Origin of the sequence: Paraburkholderia sp. Ac-20336 (assembly GCF_017105025.1) — a bacterium.
In the GTDB taxonomy this organism is placed as follows: Bacteria; Pseudomonadota; Gammaproteobacteria; order Burkholderiales; family Burkholderiaceae; genus Paraburkholderia.
On record NZ_JAAGPS010000124.1, the window covers coordinates 1 to 21,249 of the forward strand.

At 64.4% G+C, this 21,249-nt stretch carries 21 protein-coding genes and 2 pseudogenes; 8 read left to right on the forward strand and 15 right to left on the reverse strand.

Translation table 11 applies throughout. The features are described 5' to 3' along the window. Together GXB81_RS25355 and GXB81_RS25360 are read right to left on the reverse strand one after the other, a co-directional pair. Positions 1-255, reverse strand: a pseudogene (locus GXB81_RS25355) (hypothetical protein); the annotation flags it as partial. Positions 256-262: 7 nt separating this feature from the next. After that, positions 263-1,246, reverse strand: coding sequence for a M23 family metallopeptidase (locus GXB81_RS25360; RefSeq protein WP_167039778.1), 984 nt, complete (start codon positions 1,244-1,246; stop codon positions 263-265). A 578-nt stretch (positions 1,247-1,824) separates the two neighbouring features. Here GXB81_RS25360 and GXB81_RS25365 point away from each other — a divergent pair. Continuing rightward, positions 1,825-3,114, forward strand: a complete 1,290-nt coding sequence (locus GXB81_RS25365; RefSeq protein WP_167039776.1) for an aspartate carbamoyltransferase — start codon at positions 1,825-1,827, stop codon at positions 3,112-3,114. 43 nt (positions 3,115-3,157) lie between these two features. Here GXB81_RS25365 and GXB81_RS25370 read toward each other — a convergent pair whose 3' ends face one another. Beyond that, entirely contained in the window at positions 3,158-4,000 is an 843-nt protein-coding gene (locus GXB81_RS25370; RefSeq protein ID WP_167039774.1) for an alpha/beta hydrolase family protein, read from the reverse strand. Positions 4,001-5,055: 1,055 nt separating this feature from the next. On the opposite strand from GXB81_RS25370, the gene GXB81_RS25375 reads away from it, so the two are divergent. The 3 genes from GXB81_RS25375 (at position 5,056) to GXB81_RS25385 (ending at position 7,455) form a co-directional block, all read left to right on the forward strand. Next, positions 5,056-5,952 (forward strand): glycine zipper family protein, encoded by an 897-nt coding sequence (locus tag GXB81_RS25375; RefSeq protein WP_205990640.1) that lies wholly within the window; start codon positions 5,056-5,058, stop codon positions 5,950-5,952. Positions 5,953-5,965: 13 nt separating this feature from the next. Further along, complete coding sequence (locus GXB81_RS25380; protein ID WP_205990641.1) at positions 5,966-6,643, forward strand: hypothetical protein; 678 nt, start codon at positions 5,966-5,968, stop codon at positions 6,641-6,643. 236 nt (positions 6,644-6,879) lie between these two features. After that, positions 6,880-7,455 (forward strand): DUF4863 family protein, encoded by a 576-nt coding sequence (locus tag GXB81_RS25385; protein WP_205990642.1) that lies wholly within the window; start codon positions 6,880-6,882, stop codon positions 7,453-7,455. Here GXB81_RS25385 and GXB81_RS25390 read toward each other — a convergent pair. Further along, positions 7,446-8,417 carry a LysR substrate-binding domain-containing protein gene (locus tag GXB81_RS25390; RefSeq protein WP_205990649.1) on the reverse strand — a complete coding sequence of 324 codons (972 nt, stop codon included), beginning with the start codon at positions 8,415-8,417 and terminating at the stop codon, positions 7,446-7,448. The genes GXB81_RS25385 and GXB81_RS25390 overlap by 10 nt on opposite strands. After that, positions 8,417-8,632, reverse strand: a complete 216-nt coding sequence (locus GXB81_RS25395) for a hypothetical protein (protein ID WP_205990643.1) — start codon at positions 8,630-8,632, stop codon at positions 8,417-8,419. The genes GXB81_RS25390 and GXB81_RS25395 overlap by 1 nt, the downstream gene beginning before the upstream one ends. Positions 8,633-8,765: 133 nt before the next feature. Here GXB81_RS25395 and GXB81_RS31590 point away from each other — a divergent pair. Further along, positions 8,766-9,168 (forward strand): annotated as a pseudogene (locus GXB81_RS31590) (LysR substrate-binding domain-containing protein); the annotation flags it as partial. 42 nt (positions 9,169-9,210) lie between these two features. Here the strand turns inward: GXB81_RS31590 and GXB81_RS25400 are convergent. Continuing rightward, positions 9,211-9,660 (reverse strand): response regulator, encoded by a 450-nt coding sequence (locus tag GXB81_RS25400; protein WP_241016512.1) that lies wholly within the window; start codon positions 9,658-9,660, stop codon positions 9,211-9,213. 168 nt (positions 9,661-9,828) lie between these two features. On the opposite strand from GXB81_RS25400, the gene GXB81_RS25405 reads away from it, so the two are divergent. Further along, complete coding sequence (locus GXB81_RS25405; RefSeq protein WP_205990644.1) at positions 9,829-11,037, forward strand: sensor histidine kinase; 1,209 nt, start codon at positions 9,829-9,831, stop codon at positions 11,035-11,037. Positions 11,038-11,138: 101 nt separating this feature from the next. Next, positions 11,139-11,630 (forward strand): GNAT family N-acetyltransferase, encoded by a 492-nt coding sequence (locus tag GXB81_RS25410; protein WP_167283702.1) that lies wholly within the window; start codon positions 11,139-11,141, stop codon positions 11,628-11,630. Between the two features lie 28 nt (positions 11,631-11,658). On the opposite strand, the gene GXB81_RS25415 is transcribed toward GXB81_RS25410, so the two are convergent. From GXB81_RS25415 to GXB81_RS25440, 6 genes are all read right to left on the reverse strand, one after another. Beyond that, positions 11,659-11,967, reverse strand: coding sequence for a hypothetical protein (locus GXB81_RS25415; RefSeq protein ID WP_205990645.1), 309 nt, complete (start codon positions 11,965-11,967; stop codon positions 11,659-11,661). 149 nt (positions 11,968-12,116) lie between these two features. Further along, entirely contained in the window at positions 12,117-13,142 is a 1,026-nt protein-coding gene (locus tag GXB81_RS25420) for a hypothetical protein (protein WP_167039934.1), read from the reverse strand. Positions 13,143-13,674: 532 nt separating this feature from the next. Beyond that, entirely contained in the window at positions 13,675-14,877 is a 1,203-nt protein-coding gene (gene pcaF / locus GXB81_RS25425) for a 3-oxoadipyl-CoA thiolase (RefSeq protein ID WP_205990646.1), read from the reverse strand. A gap of 518 nt (positions 14,878-15,395) precedes the next feature. Continuing rightward, the gene (gene otnI / locus GXB81_RS25430; protein ID WP_167039756.1) at positions 15,396-16,184 is read right to left on the reverse strand and encodes a 2-oxo-tetronate isomerase; all 789 of its coding nucleotides are present in this window, start codon (positions 16,182-16,184) and stop codon (positions 15,396-15,398) included. A gap of 193 nt (positions 16,185-16,377) precedes the next feature. Next, positions 16,378-17,052 carry an aldolase gene (locus GXB81_RS25435; RefSeq protein WP_205990647.1) on the reverse strand — a complete coding sequence of 225 codons (675 nt, stop codon included), beginning with the start codon at positions 17,050-17,052 and terminating at the stop codon, positions 16,378-16,380. 50 nt (positions 17,053-17,102) lie between these two features. Continuing rightward, on the reverse strand, positions 17,103-17,807 hold the full coding sequence (locus tag GXB81_RS25440) for a FadR/GntR family transcriptional regulator (RefSeq protein WP_167283697.1): 705 nt from the start codon (positions 17,805-17,807) through the stop codon (positions 17,103-17,105). Positions 17,808-18,043: 236 nt separating this feature from the next. Here GXB81_RS25440 and GXB81_RS25445 point away from each other — a divergent pair, with 236 nt between their 5' ends. After that, positions 18,044-18,868: an IclR family transcriptional regulator gene (locus tag GXB81_RS25445; protein ID WP_167283696.1), complete on the forward strand. Its 825-nt coding sequence runs from the start codon at positions 18,044-18,046 to the stop codon at positions 18,866-18,868. Positions 18,869-19,052: 184 nt separating this feature from the next. Here the strand turns inward: GXB81_RS25445 and GXB81_RS25450 are convergent, their stop codons facing one another. The 3 genes from GXB81_RS25450 to GXB81_RS25460 form a co-directional block, all read right to left on the reverse strand. After that, the gene (locus GXB81_RS25450; RefSeq protein ID WP_167039747.1) at positions 19,053-20,243 is read right to left on the reverse strand and encodes a M20 aminoacylase family protein; all 1,191 of its coding nucleotides are present in this window, start codon (positions 20,241-20,243) and stop codon (positions 19,053-19,055) included. A 101-nt stretch (positions 20,244-20,344) separates the two neighbouring features. After that, positions 20,345-20,896 (reverse strand): phosphonate metabolism protein/1,5-bisphosphokinase (PRPP-forming) PhnN, encoded by a 552-nt coding sequence (gene phnN / locus GXB81_RS25455; RefSeq protein WP_167039745.1) that lies wholly within the window; start codon positions 20,894-20,896, stop codon positions 20,345-20,347. Continuing rightward, a partial coding sequence (locus GXB81_RS25460; protein WP_205990648.1) for a DUF1045 domain-containing protein occupies positions 20,893-21,249 on the reverse strand: 357 nt, incomplete at its 5' end. The genes phnN and GXB81_RS25460, both read right to left, overlap by 4 nt.

Here is a 21,249-nt window from a genome sequence, read left to right on the forward strand (position 1 = left end):
CGCGAGCCTCAGGCGAAGCACTTCCGCCTGCCGGCTGCCGGCGTCCGCGCTCGCCACGGCGCATCGATCGCACGGCTCGTGCGGCCCGCGAGCCTGGCCCATCTGCCACGCCTTCAGCGCGAACGCGCCGGCACACGCGCTCAGCATGCAGACCACGGCCCAGACGGCCATGCGCCACGCCAGCGGCCGCGTGGGACGCAGCGTATAGCCGTGGCGGCTCAAACTCATCGTCACGCGCGAGGTGTGACCGCCCATGCGCCGCTTAACCATGAGCCGGCGGCGCAAACAGCGCGAGATAAGCGACGGGATTGACGACCTCGCCATTGACCCGTACTTCGAAATGCAGATGCGGACCGGTCGAGCGGCCGGTCGAGCCGACATCACCGATATGCTGTCGCGGCAGCACCAGTTCGCCCGCATGCACGACGAGCCGCGAGGCATGGCCGTAACGCGTGACGAACCCGTTGCCGTGATCGATGTCGATGGCGTTGCCGTAGCCCGATTTTTCGCCGGCGAAGATGACGCGGCCGCCGGCGGCCGCGAGGATCGGCGTCCCTGTGCCGGCAACCAGGTCGACGCCAGGATGGAAGCTCAAACGATGCGTGAACGGATCGCTGCGATTGCCGAACGGCGAGCCGAAGCGCGCTCCGTCGACCGGCATGCGGCCGGGAAACGCGGCATAGACGACGGCATGCCGGGCCGTCTGCCGTTCCAGTTGCGACAGCGTCGCGTCGATGCAGCTCAGTTGCTCGCGCGTGCGCTGCGCATCGGCACGGCCGCGTGCCTGCCCGGCAAGTTCATCGCAGCGGCGCGGCGGCAATGCGGGACCGCCTTCGCCGTCGGTGGCGGACATGTCGGATTCGCCATCCGATGCGGCACTGGCCGGCGCGGCGGAGCGTGGCATGGCCGGGCGCCGGGTCGGCTGCAGCGTGCTCAAACGCGTTTCGAAGTCGCGCAGCGTATCGACCTCGGCGGTGAGCCGCGCAATCCGCGGTTCGATCTGCGCGACCGACGCGTTCAGTTCGCCGAGTTGCGCGATCCGGTAGTCGCGTTCGACGTGATTTTCCTGCGGGACGACAGCGGCCTCATGAACCGGCCAGTGCATGCCGATCGCGATACCCGCGCCAACGGCCACGACGGCGGTGCCGCACGCCGCGCCCAACGCGAGCGATAACGCGGTACGACGCGTGACGAATCGCAGCGAGCCGCTTGCCAGTCCGCTGCCCAGCCGGAACGGGGCGGCCATTAGCGACGCCCGGCGCGCGTGCGGCCTCGCGCGCGAAGCGGCGCATGCGCGAGACCTCGCATGCGCGGAAACAGCCCATCGGCATGAGCCTCGATGCCACGCGCAGCCAGTGCGGCGCGCCGGGTAAAACGGAACTGCGGAGAGAACGGCGAAGGGATCAGCGGCATTGGATTCATACGGTATCGGCCGGATAAAACCGGAGGCGATAAAAGACGAAGCTGGCGATTATCACCTGGGATTGCCAGGCTCTATCTCAAATACAGGACGGGGCCTGGAGAGACATGCGCGATGCGCAGCGAATGGAGCAACGCGTGGCGTTCGAAGCGTGTGTTGCGCGCTGCGCCATGTCGTGCGGTACGAGCCGATGCGCGTTCGCGTCGGTCGGCACACGGGCATGACCGGCGATGCGCCGCTGCGCGTGCAAGGTGCAAGACCGCGCGGTAATCGGCGGCGCCGTTCGGGCGGCGGCCCGCCCCGCGAGAAAACGCTTGACTTCTGGCGTCCAGAAACTAATATACGCAACGCGTATATTTTTACCTCGCCCTTCCCGCCGATTCCTTTTTCCGACAGGTGCCCTCATGAGCGTTCCGCAACAAGCCTTCCTACGCGATGCGATGCGTCGCCTGAACATGACGCGCGATACGTTCGCGAGCCGTATCGGCGTATCGCGGCGGGCGCTCGATACGTGGCTGCTGCCGGACGACTCGCAGGAATCGCGTGCGATGCCGGAAATCGTCGAGCGCTTCGTGTCGGAAATCGTCAACGCGGAGCCCGGTGAAAAATATACGCAAAGCGTAGACTCGCAATCGCTGGCGAGCCAGATGCTGTTCGAGGGCAGGCCGCAGTTGCTGTCGGTCGATCAGTTCTCGCGCGACTCGGTCGAGGCGCTCTTTCGCGTCGCCGACATCATGCAGCCCATCGCGCGACGCCGCAAAATCTCGCGCGTGCTCGAAGGCGCGGTGCTCGGCAATCTGTTCTTCGAAGCCAGCACGCGTACGCGCGTGAGTTTCGGCGCGGCGTTCTGCCGGCTCGGCGGCTCGGTCTGCGACACCACGGGCTTCACGTTTTCGTCGATGGCGAAGGGCGAATCGATCTACGACACGAGCCGCGTGATGAGCGGCTACGTCGACGCGCTCGTGATCCGCCATCCGGAGCAAGGCTCGGTGGCCGAATTCGCGCGCGCGACCAACGTGCCGGTCATCAACGGCGGCGACGGCCCCGGCGAGCATCCGAGCCAGGCCCTGCTCGACCTCTACACGATCCAGCGCGAGTTTTCGCGCCTGGGCAAGATCGTCGACGGCGCGCATATCGCGCTGGTCGGTGACCTCAAATACGGCCGCACCGTGCACTCGCTCGTGAAACTGCTCGCGCTGTACCGTGGCATCAAGTTCACGCTGATCTCGCCGCCGATGCTCGAAATGCCGGGCTACATCATCGAGCAGATTTCGCGCAACGGCCATGTGATCGAGCAGACGCACGACCTGCGCAACGGCCTCGCCGGCGCCGACGTCGTGTACGCGACGCGCATCCAGAAGGAACGCTTCACCGACGAATCGTTCGAAGGCTACACGCCCGACTTCCAGATCAACCAGGCGCTCGTCGACAGCATCTGCGGCGCCGACACGCTCATCATGCATCCGCTACCGCGCGACAGCCGGCCCGGCGCGAACGATCTGAGCGTCGACCTCAACCACGACTCGCGGCTCGCGATTTTCCGGCAAACCGACAACGGCATTCCGGTGCGGATGGCGATTTTCGCGGTGCTGCTCGGCGTCGAAAAGCAGGTTCAGCATTCGATGCGCGATGCCGCATGGCGCCCGCCCGTGTATCTCGGCCCGGATGACGCGGTGTTTCACGGCATCGACTGAGAGCGAGCCCGCTGCCGGTTCTGCTTACGGCATCATTGGCGAATCAGGCTGCTGCGCCCGCTTGCGCCGCGTGTCTGAACATGCCGGCAAAGAACAGCACCTGATACTGCACCGCGTTCGACCAGTACTGCCAGGTATGTCCGCCTGGCCGCTCGGCGTAATCGTGCGGCACGCCGAGTTCGACGAGCCGCTCGTGCAGCAGCCGGTTCGATTGCACCAGCGAATCGTTGACGCCGCAGTCGATCGTCAGCGCGATATGCTCGCGGCCGAAATCCTGCGCACTCGCGACGATCGCTTCGCTGTTCCAGAAGTCGGCATCTTGCGACGGATCGCCGAAAACCTGGTCGATGCCGGGTTCGTCTTCGCAGCCGCGCGGGTCCACCGCGCCGCTGATGCTGCCCGCCGCACCGAATTCGCCGGGCCGGTCGAGCGCGATGCGCAGCGCGCCGAATCCGCCCATGCTCAGGCCCGTGATCGCGCGCGCCTGCTTCGCCGCGATCGTGCGGAAATGTCCGTCGATATAGCTCACCACTTCGGTGCCGACATAGGTCTCGTAACGGCTGCGAGGATCGACGGGACTATCGATGTACCAGCTCTCGTGCCCGCCGTCGGGCATCACGAGAATCACGTGATAGCGGTCGGCCAGTTTGCCGATATGCGAATTCGCGGTCCAGTCGGTATTGTCGCCGCCCGAACCGTGCAGCACGTAGACGACCGGAAAGCGCTTGTCCGCATTGCCGCGCGCGTACTGATCGGGCAGCACGACCGTCGCATCGAACGAACGATGCATCGCCACGCTCGGAATCGCGACGACGCGTGTCTGAAATGCCCATACCGGCGACGCAATCAGCATCAGAATGAGCCAGAACGCACGAACTGGATTCATGGTGGGTCGCTCTCCGCTTCGCTTTCATTCGTCAGGCATGCGAATAAAGTCATTGCGCATGCGTCGGCCAATGTCTCCCGACGACTTTAGCAAGAGCGACTTACAACCGTATTTCAGCGAAACATACGGTCCGTCAGGGGCAGGGCGTTGTGGGACAGGTCGTGCCAGAGATCTTCGGTGTTCGGCGTATTTCGGGCTTTGTGGACGGGCGGTGACGCTGCGCATCAAAATCGCCCCATTAAATGGAAACACGGCAAGACGACAGACACGCCCCTCATAAATAGGCATTTGAAATCGAGATAGACAGCGTTTTTGTCAGTCTTTGTGAAAATCGTTCTATCTCGATTTTTCCGTGTTGACCCGATCGTTTTTCCATGATGAGGTAGCGGACTTCTCAAGCTGCCTGGGAATCAAACTTGCGCAGCCGGATATCGATATTCACGGCTGTTGACGTTACCCATAGTGAGGCAAAGTGAAGCGCTACGTACTCAGGAAAGGAGACAAATCGACCAATGGCGGCATCGTTACGGAGGGAATTGAAACTGCACCGATCATGGTGTGCCGATAACCTATCTTGGCGCGCAGGTCTGGTGTAGTGGTTGCCAGTCTGTTGGTCATATTGAACCAACTGGGCCGCGCCACCGCGCAGTCAGATACGGCAAACAGGAAGCACTAGACGGGGACATTTGCCTGTGCAAATGCTGCCCGCCACCCATCCTTCATACATCGCAAAGCCACTCATTGTACGGTTTCCAAGCTCATGGACTGGAGCCAGTGGAATATGACGCTCGCGGTCAGGCACTGCCAACCGATCCAACCGGCGATTTTGACGAGCGAGTGCGCATCATCGACGCTAACGCGTCGAGCACTCGTCGCGACGCCGTATCACATACGAACGGCGAGCGGCGCAGTCTACCAGGGTGTAACGGATTCTCTTGGCTACTGTCCACGCGTCTATACCAACAACATATCGCGACTCGATATTGCAGTCGGGATTCGTGCGCTGGAGCGCTGGACAATCGCTTCATGACTAAAGTGCCGGAGCACTGAAGATAATGGGAAATTACGTTTATCAAACCAACACCAATCGGAGAGCAAACTCTCAATACGATGTGCTTGGGCATCCTATGCCCGCAAAGGTATTCATCTTTGTCGTCGTTGACGAACCTGGACAGGATGGTTTTCTCGTTCGCCAATGCTACGCTGACGTTGACAACCCCTATCTGCAAGAGTTGAAACTTGGTGAGTTGGGAAATTTGCGAGAGGTGTACCCGGAAAAATATGGGCTATGGGGAAAAGGATCTGGCTCGGGTGCAACGATCGCAGAGCATGTAATGGGTGAAGAAAGAGTCACAAGCTTTTCCTCTACAAGATCAGACTTTCCGGGTGGTGCAACCCGTTTTGATGGGAAAACAGTCTATATCGACATCGCAAAGGCGAAGCGCTCCGGCGCGCGACTTGTTACCGGTCAACAAATTCGTGCCGCACTGGACGAATACGCCCAACAGAATCCACATTTGAAGAAACGAATAGAGACGATACGCGGCTATTCGGAAGCCCTGGATAGGGAAATCCTGATACAACCCCATCCCAGCGTGCCGCCATCAGGCGTGTTCACACCGGAGGGATTGGGTGGGACGCGGGGCCTCGTGAAATACGTGCGCGTGGTACAGGTATTTTGCATTGCATTCACCGCTTATGATCTTTCGGTGGCAATCGGGCAATCGTTTAAGACAACGTCGGTTCGCCCCATCGAAAAGGAAGTTGTGCGACAGATGGGCGGCTGGGGTGGCGCGATAGCTGGTGCCAGGATCGGTGCAATTGCCGGGACCATGATTGGTGTCGAGACAGGACCGGGAACCGTGATTACGGGTCTGATTGGCGGAATAGTTTTCGGAACGATAGGCTATCTCGGCGGAAGCTTCGCCACCACGAAGATGCCGACGCATTAACAGGGAAATCAGCGTGTTCTCATTGCAACGAATAATCGACGATATCGGTCGCAAGCGGCAAGAGCGGCGCTTTGCTTCGCAGTCGCAAAACCGGCTGACGGAAGTCATCGAGCACGTCTTCGGAGCCGATATCGACAAACTGAAGGAGATATTTCCATCGTCCGGCATAGTCACGATTCTCGACGACTTCCCCGCTTACATCGAGATTCGCCCTCTTCGCGATATCGGCGTCAATGCCTTTCTCGTGAGTCAGACTATCGAGGTTGCCCAAATGCCGCGTTACGTCATGACTATTCGCAACGGTCGCGAGAAAACAGAGTGGCAACACTATAACAACGACCATCTGCATACTTTTCTCAAGCACGACCAGGAACTTGCGGGATTCAATATGCGGCTCCTGACCAACGACATTGCCTTGATCCGGCAACTCGCTGACGCACGATTCAATCCCCCTTGCCCATGGATCGCATTCTATGAGCTTGGCCCGATTGCAGGCTCCTTACAGGGTAACGCCGAATACTGGTATCACCACGTCTGGGACCGGTACTGGGAAGCGCTCAGTCTCCACGAACAGTCCGAGTTTCTTGCAAGGAAGCGACAGGAAACCATTAGCTACATGTCCGAGAGTGAATGGCGGGATTGGATAAGCGGACTCAGATTCCGCGATCCAAGAACACGCGACTCACCATGAATGGCTCGGCAAGAACGTCAGGCACATCCCGCTTCCCGCATTCAACCGAACCCGCCCCATCATGCACGCCATGCATAGTCATCTTGCAAGAGTTTCCCTTCTTCGGCGCACACGCCTGTGGCATCGTCATATCGCGCTGCAACGTATCGAGCTTCGCACTTCCCCCAGGGAAGAGGTGAGCGCGCCGCGCTCCACATATCGAATGCTCATGACGATCAATTCAAGGAGAAACCAGCATGTCCCACCCCCAACAATTCAGTGGCAAGGATGAACTTATCGCCCGTTGCATCCCCTTTCTGGAAGAGGTCAAAGACATCACGACGAGCACGGAAGTCGAACAATGGCTGAATACCCGCTATGGCGTGGATAGCGAGTTGTACCAGGATCTGTCGCGTCTGATCCGGCTCGGCGTGAAGGAAGGCTGGGCGGCCGACGTCGAAGTCGGCGGCCCACGCTATCGCCGTGCCCGGCTCGTCACGCCCTCCGCCGAGACGTTCTATTTCAGCATCACCGCGGTTCTGATAGACAGCTCGGACAACACCCAGAACAATCCCGAAGGCAGCTTTCGCGGCGACTACCACGCGCATCCGTATGGCGAGTTCAACATGGTCGTGCCGCTCGACGAAGGCGCCGCGCTGATGGGCCCGAACGGCTGGTGCCACGCCGGCTGGACAGCCCCGGCCCCGGGCAGCAGCCACTATCCGGAAGCGAGAGGCGGCGCCGTCATCGCCCTGTTCTTCCTGCCCTCGGGACGGATTTCCTACGATGCAAAGCCGCCGCAAGCTCGAACGTCAGACGCGCTTCACGCCTGAACCTCGCTGACCACGTCCTCGATCTGCCGCCTGAGCCACTGTAGTGCTGCGTCGTTGTCATTGCGCTCGTGCCAAACGACTCGTACCTCTTCGCTCGGGCACGCGTAGGGCGTCGCGTGCGTCGTCAATTCGCCCTGGCTCTCCATCTCGCGCCCGAGTGGCGATGGAACAAGCGCGAGCATGTTGCTGGAACGCAGGAGTGCCGGCATGGCCAGCGCGTGCGCGACCGCCACGCGCACGCGCGGCGACTCGCCGCGCGCCGCGTAGGCACGATCGAGTGCATCGCGGTTGAACATCTCGGACTGCCTGGCAAGACCGCGTTCGAGAATAAAGCCGCTTACCGCGCCCTCTTCTTCCCCGCCGAGCGAGATGGTCGCGAGCGGGTATTCGAGCAGATCATCGAGCGTAAGCGGCCGCCCGGCGAGCGGATGATCGCGATGCATCAGCAAAACATCGGTCTGCTCCCAGATCATCATCCAGCGCAAGCGCGACGGAATCTCCGCGAAGATGCCGACCGCGATATCGATGCGGCCCACATCGATCTGGCCGGCGAGATCGAGGCGTGTCGACGGCCGGACGACGAGATCCGTCAGCGGCGCTTGCGCGCTCAGACGCTGGCTGAGTCGCCCGAGCAACAGCGAGGTGATGTAGTCGTTGGCCGCGACGACAAACTTGCGCTGCGCGTCGGCCGGTTCGAATGCGGCGACGCCCAGCGCCAGCTTGATCTGCTGAAGCGCACCGCGCAACGGGCCTGCCATGTCCATCGCGCGCGCGGTGGGCTGCATGCCCTTGCCGGTACGCACGAAAAGATCGTCGTTGAGGACCTGGCGCAGGCGTGCCAGTGCATGGCTCACTGCTGACTGGCTCAGGTGCAGGCGCTTGCCCGCAAGCGCGAGACTGCGCTCCTCGAATACCGCGTCGAAGACGCGCAGCAGGTTCAGGTCGATGTTATCCAGAGACATCATGCGGCTCCGTGCGCTGGCCGGCCGGTAGGCACTGCCCTAGCATCGTTGACGTTCGGCATGGATTCAATGCGGCACGCTGCGTCCAGCGGCGCCCTGTACGGCACGCAGGCAGCGCTGCCATCTGCGGCAGAAATCAACGCGTCGCTCGTGCGCGCGAGCACGTCGAGTTCGCCGCGCTCGCCATCGTGTGGCACGTAATTGACGATAGGCATGACATCTTTTCCTGGTCGACTGAAGCAAGCGCGTCAGCTTACCAGGATTCCATGCAAAGCGAGCGATGGGAACACCATCGGCATGTTTCGACATATCCCCGATGTTCCCACCCGGTAACGTCCAGACGAGATTGCGGCGGATGTCTATCTCGACGCGCACGGGCGCCCCGAGCCTCGGCACGAACTGCTGTCCCACACGTGCCTGCGCGGGCAATTCTCCGGCGGCGCGACGCCGACCTCGTACCTCGAACGCGAGAGCGAACTGCTGCAATGGCATCCGGGCGGACCACTGCTCGTACAGCCGGGCGCGGCGATCGACCTCGCAGTCAGTTGCGCTCTCGCGGGTATTGGCATCATTCATCTGTTCGAGGAGATGCTGCGCGCACATATCGCCAGCGGCGCGCCCGAACCAACTCTCGAACCGTGGCGGCTGCGCTTTTCGGGGCCGTTTCTGTATTACCCGAGGGCATCGCCACGTGCCCGCGCCGCTGCGCGCATTCGTCGACTTTCTCAAAGACGACGCACAGGCATCCTGATGATTGATGCCGAGCCGGCCGGGACATGAGCAACATGCCGCCTCAGCGATCGCCCCTGCACAGACGCGCGATCATCGTCAGAAAATATTCCACGCCACTCGGCTTGCGCAGGTAAAAACTCCAGTTGCGCGCCTCGCCTTCGGACGGCGGCACGGCCGTGTGCAGCAGAATCGGCACATCGGCGAGTTGCGGCATCGCCTTGAGGCTGCGGCACAGCTCGGCCCCGTCCATGACCGGCATCGTCCAGTCGGTGACAATCAGGTCGGGAACATGGGCACACGCGCACGCGAGCGCTTCGGCGCCGTTGTTCGCACAACTCACCTCATACCCCTCGCGTTCCAGAATCAGGCACCACGCGGCCAGAATTTCCGGCTCGTCGTCCACCAGCAGGATTGAGCGCGTCATCGTCTGCGGACTCGTTGCTTCGATTGCCCGACGAGATGGCGCAAGAGGTGTTCCACATGCGGCAATTGCGGCGATAATGGGCGCCATCTTCGGCTCTCTCCGGGCCCAGCCGGGCACCCGGCGCCCGTGCATACGCGGCACAACGACGCGATGGCGCGATGGCACGACGCCAGGGCCCACGGAGCCGACGGGAGCAATGCGATCGGGCGAGTTCGTACGTTCGTATGTTGTAGAAATTTCCTGGGCGCATTCATCATGACCGACACACGCATCAGTCCGCTGCGCAATTTCGCCGACTACGTCCGGGCGGAACGCAGCCGTCTCACGCAGCAATGGATGGATGCCGTTGCCACCGACCTCGATCTCGTCGAAGCCGACAAGCTCACCTATCAGCAACTCGCCGATCATCTGCCGGAAATTATCGAAGGACTCTGCGCCGCGCTCGATGTGGAAGACCTCGAACAGGTCGAAACGTCGATCGAGCGCAACGCGAAAAAGCACGGCAAGATTCGCTGGGATCAGGGCTACCGCATCGAAGAACTCGTGCGCGAACTCGATCTTTTCCGGCGCGTGCTCGCCGAAGCGCTCGAGGAATTCGCCGCGCGCGAGAGCAGCTTCACGCGGCGTCACGAAAGCCGCGCGCGGCGGCTCATCGCCGAAGCATTCAGCATGGTCACGTACACGTCGATCAAGGAAGTGGTCAACGAGCGCGATCGCAAGATCGACGAGTACACGGGGCAGCTCGAACGCGCGAATCACGAGTTGATGCTCAAGCAGCAGCTGGTCGGCGCGCTGCACGAGTCGCGCATGCAGATCACGCGCAGCGTCGTGCACGACCTGCGCAATTTCCTCAACGCGTTTTCGATCGCGCTGCAACTGATCGCGCGGGCGCCCTCGAAAGCCGAGACCGCCTTGACGCTCGCCAATCGCCAGGCCGCCGACATGAAGCAACTGGTCGACCAGATGGTCGAGTACTCAGTCGTGCTCGGCGACGCCACGCCGCTCGTGCCCGAAGCGGTCGATCTGCGCGAGCTTTACGAGGAGCTCGTCGCATCGTCGCGGCCGCTCGTCGAAGCCAAAGGGCTCAGGCTGCTCGCCTCGATCGATCCGGCGTTGTCGGTCATCACGTCGAATCGCCTGAAGCTCAAGCAGATCGCGGTCAATCTGCTGTCCAATGCGATCAAGTACACGAAGTCGGGGCAGGTCGAATTGCAACTCGCGACCGCCGGCACCGACCACTGGACGATTCGCGTGACGGATACCGGCGTCGGCATCGCACCCGCGGATGCGGATCGCGTGTTCGACGAATTCGAGCGCGCCGCCGGCGAGGACATTCCGGGCACGGGGCTCGGGCTCGCGATCGTCTGCGAGCTATGCCGCGTGCTGAACGGCCACATCGGGTTTGCGTCGCGCGAAGGCGTCGGCACGACGTTCGAGATCCGCTTTCCGTTGCGAAGCGAGTGACCTTCGCGATTGCCGTGCGGCACGTTCGCACGATCCGCTACACTGCGCGGATCGATACATCTCCCCATCGACCCACAGCCTCATCGCCTTATCGACCGCGCATGATCCATCTGCAAACCGCCCGCTTTCCTGAACAACTCGACATCGTGCGGACCATTTTCCGCGAATATGCCGGGAGTCTCGGCATCGATCTCGGCTTCCAGCAGTTCGACTCCGAACTGGCCGGCTTGCCCGGCAAATTTGCCGAGCCTCGCGGCCGCGTGCTGCTCGCGAGCAACGACGCGGGCGAGATTGTCGGCTGCGTCGCAATGCGTCCGCTCGACGAAACGATCTGCGAAATGAAGCGCCTTTACGTGCGCCCCGCGGGACGCGGCCTGCATGTGGGCCGGCATCTGGCTACGCGCATCTGTGCGCTGGCGAAACAGGCCGGCTATCGGCGCATGCGCCTCGACACGCTGCCGACGATGCAGGCCGCGCTCGGACTCTATGCGTCGCTCGGCTTCGAACCGATCGACGCTTACGTGTTCAATCCGATTCCCGGCGCGATCTTTCTCGAATGCGATCTGACGAAGCAGCACGAGCAATCGGCGTAGCCGGCGCCATCGCGCACACCGGTTCTGCTCAGCGCGCAGCATGAATGAGGTTAGCGCCGCCGTGGATGGCGTGGCCCGCGGGCAGGCATGCGCTCATCGCGCCGCCCTGCCCGCTCAGACCGCGCACGATCACGTCCGCCGATTGGCCGTCGCGCCGCGCGAGTTCCGCGAGATCGAGCAACGCGGCGTATCGCGCGGAACAGTCCTGCGATGCCGCGTCGAAGCGGTGGCCCGCGACATCGGCCGCCGATGCGACCCAGGTGTCGATGGCCGGCAGCGCCGCCACCACGAGCATCGCCAGTGCGGATACGGTGCAAATGGCGCGTATCGACGACACCCCGGTTCGCGCCCGACGCCTCGCGGTTTCTCGCCCGGCACACGTTGCATCGCTCGCGACCTCATACGCCGCCTCGCATTTCCTGGCACGCCGGAAGCGCATGAATCCACCGCATTTGACGAGTCGCATCGCCACGTCTGTCACGCGCATCACGCCCAGTGCGCCGGCACCCAGACACGCCCGACCCAGTGGCCCGGCACCCACACGGCCGCACGCCGCACCGGCGCGACGTACACGGGACGCGGCGCGACATAGTAGACGGCACGCGGCGCGGGCCGCGCCACATAGACGACCGGGGGCGGCGGCACATAAGCCAGCGGCGGCGTCACCACTACGGGCTTCGGCGGCACATACACGACCGGCGGCGGCACGACGGCCGGTGCCGTCGCCACGACCACCGGTTTCGGCGCCACATACGCGACCGGCGCCGCAGCGACCACCGGGTTCGGCGCGACGACCACGGCCGCGCCGCCCACCGTCGTGCTGCTGACTGTCGCGCTGCCGGCCGTCGCACCGCCCGCGACCACGACGCCGCCCGTGACCACGGTCCCGCTCGACGTCACCGTGCTGCCGTGCGTGCCGGTCACGCTCGTCGACGTCGTCACGACACCCGGCGCGACGCGCGTCGCCGTGCCCGAGTGATAGACGCTGCCGTTATCGGGGCCCGTCACCGTACCGGAGCGCGAGCAGGTCGAGCCCGCGCAATTCGTCGCGGCCGAATGGTCGTAGGTATTGCCGTTCGCCCCCGTCACCGTACCCGACGACGAATACTGGCCCGGCCCGTTGCGCGTAACGTCGCCGGACGTGGTGGCCGTCTTGCCGTCCGGTCCGGTCAGCGTGCCGGTGTGCGCGCAGGTGCCGCCCGCGCAGCTGGTATCGCCCGAGTGCTGCACCGAGTTGCCGTAGCGCCCGGTCGCCGTGCCCGAATTCGAGAACTGGCCGGGCGCCGTGCGCGTCACCGTGCCGGTGTTGCTCGCGAAGCCGCCGTACGGACCGGCGACGCCGCCCGCGTGCGAACAGCTGCCGCCGCCACACGAACCATAATGCGCGCCGTTATAGACCCCGTGCGACGTGTAGGCCGTGCCATGCCCCGACCATGCGAACGCCGAGGCGCTGCCGAACTCGAAGACGGCAGCGGCCGCGCCGAGCAGGAATGTGCGCAGCACGCGGCGCATCGATGCGCCAGCCGGCGCGGCAACGGAAGCGAGGTCGGCATGCTGCGCGCCCGTCTGAATTGAAGCTGCGAATAAACGATTTTTCACGAGATGTCCTTACTGGATTCGGGCCACTTGCGTCACTGCCGCGTGGCGACGAACGGACTATAGAAGGACATGCCGGGTAAATCATCGGCGAAGATATGTCGCGCCGTGTCACCGCGGCGACGCCCCGCCGCACAAGGCCTGGCGGGCGTTTCGCGGCGCACGCGACATATTTCGACATAGTTTGCGTCGCCTCTTCGGGGCGCTCACTGCCCGAGCGGCGTCACCTGCACGGCCGCCGCCGAGACGAACACCGCGTACAGCGTATCGCCGACCTTCACGTCTTATCGGCGGCCTTGTGGATGGCTCGATCACGTGATCTCGCGCCAAAAGAAACAGCCCCATCGCCAAAGCGAGGGGGCTGTCGCCAAACCACCGTGGTCATCGAAGCGCGAGCGGCCGGGGCTGGCCGTGGCCGAGCGCGCGCCGCGCTACCCGCGTTCGCTCATCACACGCGTTCGATCGCGATTGCGATACCCTGGCCGACGCCGATACACATCGTGCACAGCGCGAAGCGGCCTTGCGTGCGTTGCAGCTGATACGTCGCGGTCGTGACCAGACGCGCGCCGCTCATGCCGAGCGGGTGACCCAGCGCGATCGCGCCGCCGTTCGGGTTCACGCGGGGATCGTCGTCGGCGACGCCGAGCGCGCGCAGCACCGCGATGCCTTGCGAGGCGAACGCTTCGTTCAGTTCGATCACGTCGAACTGGTCGATCGTCATGCCGAGGCGCGCGAGCAGTTTCTGCGTGGCGGGCGCCGGGCCGATGCCCATCACGCGCGGCTCGACGCCGGCGGTAGCGACGCCGAGCACGCGGGCGCGCGGCGTGAGGCCGAAGCGCTTCGCGGTTTCCGCGTTGGCGAGCAGCAGCGCGGCCGCACCGTCGTTCACGCCCGAGGCGTTACCGGCCGTGACCGTGCCGTCCGGACGCACGACGCCCTTCAGCCTGGCGAGCGTTTCGAGGCTCGTTTCGCGCGGATGCTCGTCCTGCAGCACCGTGATCGGATCGCCCTTCTTCTGCGCGATCGTCACGCCGACGATTTCCTGCGCGAGCGTGCCGTCCTTCTGCGCGCGAGCCGCCTTCTGCTGGCTGCGCAGCGCGAACGCGTCCTGGTCGGCGCGGCTGATGTTGTAGTCCGTCGCGACGTTTTCGCCGGTTTCCGGCATCGAGTCGACGCCGTACAGCTTCTTCATCAGCGGATTGACGAAGCGCCAGCCGATCGTCGTGTCGTGGATCTCGTTCTGACGCGTGAACGCGCTGGTCGCCTTGGGCATCACGAACGGCGCGCGGCTCATGCTTTCGACGCCGCCCGCCACCATCAGCGCGGCCTCGCCCGACTTGATCGCGCGCGCGGCGATGCCGATCGCGTCCATGCCCGAACCGCACAGACGGTTGACCGTCGAGCCCGGCACGTCCTTCGGCAGGCCTGCGAGTAGCAGCGACATGCGCGCGACGTTGCGGTTGTCGTCGCCGGCCTGGTTCGCACAGCCGTAGATCACGTCGTCGATGGCGCTCCAGTCGACGTTCGGGTTACGCTCCATCAGCGCCTTGAGCGGCACCGCGCCGAGGTCGTCGGCGCGCACCGACGACAGCGAACCCGCATAGCGGCCAATGGGGGTGCGAATCGCGTCGCACAGGAATGCTTCGGTCATGTGATGTCTCCAGTTGAGATGCTACGTGCGCTGCGCCGCGCGCCGGTTTTCCGTGGATGACGCGAGCCCGATGCATCAGCACATCGACGCATCGGCCCGGCGGCCCTCACGGCAAATGGCGGCAAGCTGCGGGACGCCGCAGGAAAGCGGCGGCGCGGCGGTCACCACGGGCGGTCGCCACCTCAAGGCAGCTTAGCGCAGGATCGTGAACGATGGGCTTGGAATCGACGACAGTTGCCGCAACCGCGGCGTGCCTCGGCGTGGTTTCCTCACCCGGCCTTATGTTCTATATACGAACACAAGGTCATATATCGAACAAACAGGCTCGATGATAGGCGCGTGCGCGAAACCGTGTCAAGCACGGACGAAGCCGTGCCAGCGGATACCAGGGAATACGCGCAGGGAGTGGTTCTCAACCGGTCTTCAATGCAAGCCGATTCCTTGAGGAGTCGGCGGCACTGAAGAACGATCAGGTAAACGGCAGAACGAGAGGCAAAACGAACGATGAATCGCGACGCTCAACGCGCCGCGTCGAGATAAGGCCGCAGCCATCCGAGCCCCGCCGAGGTCGCCGCGCGCGGCCGGTATTCGCAGCCGATGTAGCCATCGTAGCCGAGCGAATCGATCAGATCGAACAGGTACGGATAGTTCAGCTCGCCGATGTCGGGTTCGTGGCGCTCGGGCACGCCCGCGATCTGGATATGGCCGATGCCGGCCCTATCGCGCTTGAGCTTCATCGCCAGATCGCCCTCGACGATCTGGCAGTGATAGCAGTCGAACTGCACCTTCAGATTCGCGGCGCCGACTTCGGCGCAGATCGCCTGCGCGTCATCCTGGCGATTGAGGAAATAGCCCGGCATGTCGCGCGCATTGATCGGCTCGATGACGATCATGATCTGCTCGGCTTGCGCGGTCTGCGCGGCGTAGGCGAGATTCTTCAGATACACGTCGCGCAGTCTTTCGCGCGGCTGGTCCTGCGGCGCGAGGCCCGCCATCACGTGCAGCTTGCGGTTGCCGAGCACGCGCGCGTAGTCGAGCGCGGTGTCGATGCTGCGGCGGAATTCGTCCTCGCGGCCCGGCAGGATCGCGATGCCGCGCTCGCCGCCGTTCCAGTCTCCCGGCGGCGCATTGAAGAGCGCCTGCGTGAGGCCGTGCGCATCGAGTTGCGCTTGCAGTTCGTCGGCGCGAAAGTCGTACGGAAACAGAAACTCGACCGCTTTGAAACCGTCGCGCGCGGCGGCGGCGAAACGGTCGAGAAAAGCGTGCTCGTTGTACATCATGGTCAGATTGGCGGCGAAGCGAGGCATGGCGACAACTCCTTGAAAACAGTGTGTAGGGCGCGCGATGCATGCGCTGAGCACGCGTGCGCCGATAAAAATAAACGAACGGACGGGAACGTCGACGGCAACGCAGGGTGCCGACTTCGCGGAGCCGAGCGGCGCGGCACATGCGTCCGCGCGAGACGCAAGCTATGCCCGCACAATCAGCACCCGCGCCGCCTTACCAGCGCGCGCCGAACACCGCGCGCAGTTCTTCGAGCGCGGCTTCTTCGAGCGGCGCGGGACGCGGCTGCGTCATAAGCCACAGGCGCGCGGTCTCCTCGAGTTCTTCGAGCGCATACGACGCATGCGCGACCGAGCGCTCCCACACCACCGGCCCCAATCGGTCGAGCAACACCGCACGCACGCTGTCGGCGAGCGCGGCGATCTGCGCGGCCACTTGCGGATCGCCGGGGCGGCGGTAGCGAATCAGCGGGACGTGTCCCACTTTCATCACGTAGTACGGCGTGATCGGCGGCAGCACGTCGGTCTCGCTCCAGACGCCCGCGAGCGTCAGCGCGACGAGATGCGTCGAATGCGTATGGACGATGCCGCGCGCTTCGCGATTGCGCGCATAGATGCCCTGATGCAGCGCGAGCGTTTTCGACGGTTTGCCGCCCGACACCGCGCGCCCGTCGACGTCGACCTTCGCGATGTCCGTAGGGTCGAGCCGGCCGAGGCACGCATCGGTCGGCGTGATGAGCCAGCCGTCGTCGAGCCGCGCGCTGATGTTGCCGGCGGTGCCGACCGTATAGCCGCGCTGGTAGAGGCTCGCGCCGCAGGCGCAGATTTCCTCGCGCACGCGCGCTTCGTCAGTCGTGTGGAGTGCGGGGGTGGATACAGGTGCAGCGGTCATCGTAGGGTTCCATCCAGATGGCGTAATGCCTTGAAGAAATCGGTCATGGGCTAACTCATCCCCGCCTCGGCCAGCCGGCGCGCCGCGTTATACAGATGCGTCTGCGCAGCCTCGCGCGCCGCCTGCGGATCGCGCGCGCGGATCGCGGCGGCAATCGCCGCGTGCTCGTCGCGCACCTGCCGCGAGAAGTCCTCGCGCAGCGCCTCGTTGCGGCGCGTGACGACCACGCCCGCTTCGAGGTATTGGTTGAGAAACGTCAGCGTCTTGAGGAAATACGGATTGCCGGTGGCCGCCGCGATCGCGCGATGAAACGCGACGTCTTCGGCGACGCCGTCGTCGCCCTCGGCCACCGCCTCGTCGATGCGCGCGAGCGCCGCCTCGATCGACGCCATCTCGGCGTCGCCGCACCGCAGCGCGGCTTCGGCGGCGACCTCGGCCTCGATCGCGCGGCGCAGCGCGAGAATCTGCACGACCGAGCCCGGCTCGGCCGCTTCGGCGTAGTCGATGCGCAGCGGCCGGATCGCGCCGTGCCCGGCGACGAACACGCCGCTGCCCTGGCGCGGCTCGACCACGCCCTCGTTCTTCAGCCGCGAAATCGCCTCGCGGATCACCGTGCGGCTCACGCCGAACTGCTGCGCGAGCACGGCCTCGGTCGGCAGCTTGCCGCCGCGCACGAAAGCGCCTTTGTCGATCTGCACGAGCAGTTGCTGCGCGACCGTGTCGCTCAACGCCCGCGCGGGAATCTTGTCGAACATGAGGTATCGGATGGCTGCGGATGAGCCGAACTAGTCAGGTTATCTGGTCATCATACAAATTTCACGCGTTCAGCCCTATCCACGCAAACCCTGGCATTTTTGAGAGAACGCGCGTCATTTGGCGAAACAGAAGGCTTAAGCTATCGTCACGCCTTTGCGCCACAATGCGCGGCATCGAATGGCGCACGCCCGCGCGCCTTCATGCGCATCTTTTCCGAACGCACTTTTCAAGGCCCATGAGCAAAGCCCTGCCGTCGTCTTCCGCCGTTCCCGCCCACGCCGAGCCGGCCCCGGAGAAACCGGGCGACTCGTACGTGCAGTCGTTCGCGCGCGGTCTCGCGGTGATCCGCGCGTTCGACGCGACGCGCCCCGAGCAGACGCTCACCGACGTCGCCGCCGCGACCGGCCTCACGCGCGCGGGCGCGCGCCGGATTCTGCTGACGCTGCAGACGCTCGGCTACGTGGAAGCCGACGGCCGCCTGTTCCGCCTGACGCCGAAGATTCTCGACCTTGGCTTCGCCTACCTCACGTCGATGCCGTTCTGGAATCTCGCGGAACCGGTCATGGAAAATCTGTCGTCGCAGGTTCACGAAAGCTGCTCGGCGGCCGTGCTCGATCGCACCGAGATCGTCTACGTGTTGCGCGTGCCGACGCACAAGATCATGACGATCAACCTCTCGATCGGCAGCCGCCTGCCTGCGTATTGCACGTCGATGGGCCGCGTGCTGCTCGCCGCGCTCGACGACGACGAGCTCGACGCCACGCTGAACTCGGCGCCGCTCTACGCGCACACGCCGCGCACGGTCACCGACAAGGAAGAGCTGAAGAAGCTGATCGCGCAGGTGCGCCGCCAGGGCTGGGCGATCGTCGATCAGGAACTCGAAGGCGGACTGATTTCGCTGTCCGCGCCGATCCGCAACCGCCAGGGGCGCGTGATCGCGGCGCTGAACATCAGCGGCAACGCGCAGCGCAATTCGGCGCGGCAAATGGTGAAAGCGTTTCTCGAACCGCTGCAGCAGGCCGCGCAGACGGTGTCGGATATGGTGGCGCGGCGCGGTTGAGGCGTGCGCTCAAGGGCTGCGCTTAAAAAACGCGCCTGAAGAACGCCCTTAAAGAACGCTCCCACGGAACGCCCCTAAGGCGCACAGATCACCGCGCGGCCGGCGGACGCGGCAACCGGGCGCGAGGCAGCGCCCCTGCCTCGCCCGATCGTTCAATCGCCTAGCCGCCCAATCGCCCAATCACTCACTGCGCGAGATAACGCTCCACGAGCCGCGTCCAGAACGCCGCACCGATCGGCAGGTTGTGGTCGTTGAAGTCGTAATGCGGGTTGTGCACCATGCAGCCGTCCTCGCCGACGCCGTTGCCGATGCGCAGGAACGTGCCCGGCCGCTGCTGCAGCATGAACGCGAAGTCCTCGCTGCCCATCAGGATATCGGTCTGCTCGACCACCTTGTCGTCGCCGACCAGTTCGCGCGCAACCTGCACCGCGAAATCCGTTTCGGCCTCCGTATTGACGACGACCGGATAGCCCTCGATGTACTCGACATACGCCTTGCCGCCGTAGCTCGCGGCCTGCGACTCGGCCAGTTCGGTGATGCGCCTCTTCAGCAACGCGCGTACCTCGGGGCTGAACGAGCGCACGCTCAGCTCGAGCCGCGCGCTGCTCGAAATCACGTTGTTCGCGGTGCCCGCGTGCATCGAGCCGATCGTCACCACGGCGGGCTGCGCCGGATCGACGTTGCGCGCGACGATGGTCTGCAAGGCCATCACGATGCTCGCGGCCACCACGACCGGATCGACGGTCAGATGCGGACGCGCCGCATGGCCGCCGACGCCCTCGATCGTGATGATCGCCTTGTCGCCCGCCGACATGAACGGCCCCTTGCGGAACAGCAGCATGCCCGGCTCCGCGCCCGGATGGTTATGCAGGCCGAACACGGCGTCGCACGGGAAGCGCTCGAACAGGCCGTCCTTGATCATCTTCAGCGCGCCGCTGTCGATGCCGCTTTCCTCGGCCGGCTGGAAGTACAGATGCACGGTGCCCGAGAAATTGCGCGTGGCCGCGAGCCGTTGCGCGGCGCCGAGCAGGATCGTCGTGTGGCCGTCGTGGCCGCAAGCGTGCATCTTGCCGTGCGTCGCGCTCGCGTAGGGCAAGCCGGTCTGCTCAAGAATCGGCAGCGCGTCCATGTCCGCGCGAATGCCGATGCGGCGCGCGCCGTCGCCCACTGTCAGCGTGCCGACCACGCCGGTCTTGCCGACCCCGCGCGTGACCTGCCAGCCCCATTGTTCGAGCCTCCCGGCCACGAGTTCGGCGGTCTGCACTTCCTCGTAGGCGAGTTCGGGATGGCGGTGAATGTGATGGCGAATTTCGCGCAGGCTCGCGACGGCGGGTTCCAGATCGGATACTTCGGTCAGACGCGGGGTCTCGTTCATTGTCGTATTGCTCCATGAATTCGGGCCAGGCCGGCCAGGCGAGTCGGCAACGGAAATGGCCCAACGTACCGCAAAAATGGCCGCATAGGGTAACGCACGCGCTACAGGTTCGCATGCTCCCTCAGCACCGCGATCAACGCATGGCCGGCGTCTTCGAGCGCGCCGGAGTTGTCGATCGTCGTGCAACGCACGCCGTCGGGCAGCGAAAACGGCGCGCGCCGCGCGAGCCGCGCCGCGACCTGCTCGGCCGATTCGCGCGCCCGCGCGCCGAGCCGCGCTTCAAGAATATGTGCAGCCGCGTCGACGTGGACCACTTCCGCCTGCGGATAACGCGCGAGCGCATGCTGCACATACTGCCGCGAACCGTTGACGACCACCGTGCAGCCGCGCGCGAGCCACGCATCGAGTTCGATGCCGATGCCGTAGCGCAGCGAATGGCTCGACCATTCGAGCGCGAACAGCCCCAGCACCGAACGCGCGGCGAATTCCTCGACGCTCAGCGCGACATGCACTTCGCCATGGCCGCTCGGCCGCGTGATGTAGCGATGCGCGAACACGATCGGCTCGCCCATCAGATGCTCACGCGCGAAGCCGAGCAGCGAGTCCTTGCCCGCGCCCGACGGCCCCATCACATAGATCAGACGCCCGTTCATCGCCGCGTCACCTGCGGGACCGCGCCGTCGTTCGGCCCGTCGGCGCGAAACGGCAAACGCTGCCACAACACGAACGGCTCGCCCGGCGCCGGCTCGACGAACAGCGCGGCGTGATCGACGCTCAACGGCCCGAGCGCGGGCACGCGCTGCCGCCACCAGGCGAGCAGCGCCGCGCGCTCGCCGGCATCGTCGAGCGAATTCGACAGCGTCATATGGAAACGGAATTCGTCGAACACGTAGGGATAGCCCCATTGCAACAGCAGGCTGCGTTGTCGCTCGCTCAGCGGCGCGGCGAGGCGGCGCGCGAGATCGGCCTCGGACGGTTGCGCGCGCAGCGCATCGAGCGCTTGCAG